This window comes from Bradyrhizobium sp. SHOUNA76, assembly GCF_023006445.1.
Taxonomy (GTDB): domain Bacteria; phylum Pseudomonadota; class Alphaproteobacteria; order Rhizobiales; family Xanthobacteraceae; genus Bradyrhizobium.
In genome coordinates this window covers 1-1,431 of sequence record NZ_JALBHA010000874.1, presented here as the reverse complement: position 1 = coordinate 1,431, position 1,431 = coordinate 1, and the positions used below count along the sequence as shown (strand labels likewise).

At 65.0% G+C, this 1,431-nt stretch carries 1 protein-coding gene and 1 pseudogene; one reads left to right on the top strand and one right to left on the bottom strand.

The genetic code is table 11. The features are described 5' to 3' along the window. Positions 1-231 (bottom strand): annotated as a pseudogene (locus MOV74_RS38135) (universal stress protein); the annotation flags it as partial. Between the two features lie 210 nt (positions 232-441). On the opposite strand from MOV74_RS38135, the gene MOV74_RS38130 reads away from it, so the two are divergent. Then, positions 442-1,431, top strand: a 990-nt coding sequence (locus tag MOV74_RS38130) for a trypsin-like peptidase domain-containing protein (protein WP_246932663.1), incomplete at its 3' end; no start/stop codon positions are given.

Genomic DNA, 1,431 nt, shown 5'->3' with positions numbered 1-1,431 from the left:
GAACACGGCGAGCGCGGCCTCGGCCCGCTCCAGCGCTCGCTCGCGTTCGAGCTCGAACACGGCGGCCACCGCGGCGCCGCCCTCCATCACGTAAGCCGCGCTGGTTGCGACATAGCCGACCGCGACCGCGTCGAGATGAGCGTTGAACTGTGCCGCGAGCGAAATCGAGCCCTCGATCGCGGAACGCATGGGACGTTCGGTGGGGATGTGAACGAGAATGTCTTTGTACATGGGCCGCCTCCGATGAACATCATCCGGTGGCTGCAGTCTTTCACTGCCGGAAGCATCGGCGTTGAGCTGCATCAAATGCGCAAGGACGACTTTGCCGCGGCCGCACGCTCGCACATCCTTTGCCAAGATTTAATCGGACGGACGGGACGCCGTAAGGTGACGATGTCCATGTTGGATGCAAGGCGACACTTCCAACATGGACATTTCGACATGAACGACCGCGTCAATTCCGACACCTCGACGTCCCGCAAGATCTTGAGGCCGCGCCGGCTCGCGCTGCTCGGCACCGTGGCCGCGCTCGGCGTGGCCGTGCTGGCGGCTTCTCCCGGCTCTTCGCCGTTCGCTCTGAACTCGTTCATTGCCCCGGCCCAGGCCGCGGAATCCGCCACGACGCCGCCGGGCTTCGGTGACCTCGTCAGCAAGGTCAAGCCCGCCGTCATCTCGGTGCGGGTCAAGATCGACCGGGCCAACGACAAGAGCGCCATGCTGCAACAGAACCGGATGGATTCGGACGAGGAGACGCCGTTCGACCAGTTCTCCCGGCAGTTCGGCTTCCGTGGCCCAGGCGGCATGAACGGCATGCCGCGCCAGCGCCATCAGATGGTCACGGGCGAAGGCTCCGGCTTCTTCATCTCCGCCGACGGCTATGCCGTGACCAACAACCACGTCGTCGACCACGCCGAGTCGGTGCAGGTGACGATGGATGACGGCACGAGCTACACCGCGAAGGTCGTCGGCACCGATCCGAAGACCGATCTCGCGCTGATCAAGGTCGATGGCAAGAAAAACTTCCCGTTCGTCACATTCGCCGACCAGAAGCCGCGCGTCGGCGACTGGGTGGTCGCGGTCGGCAATCCCTTCGGCCTCGGCGGCACCGTGACTGCCGGCATCGTCTCGGCCAGCGGCCGCGACATCGGCAATGGTCCCTATGACGACTTCATCCAGATCGACGCGCCCATCAACAAGGGCAATTCCGGCGGCCCGGCCTTCGACATGAATGGCAACGTGATCGGCGTGAATACTGCGATCTTCTCGCCCTCCGGCGGCTCGGTCGGCATCGGCTTCGACATCCCGGCCTCGACCGCAAAACTCGTCGTCGCGCAGCTGAAGGACAAGGGCGCGGTCACCCGTGGCTGGCTCGGCGTGCAGGTGCAGCCGGTCACCGCAGAGATCGCCGACAGCCTCGGCCTGAAGGAGGCG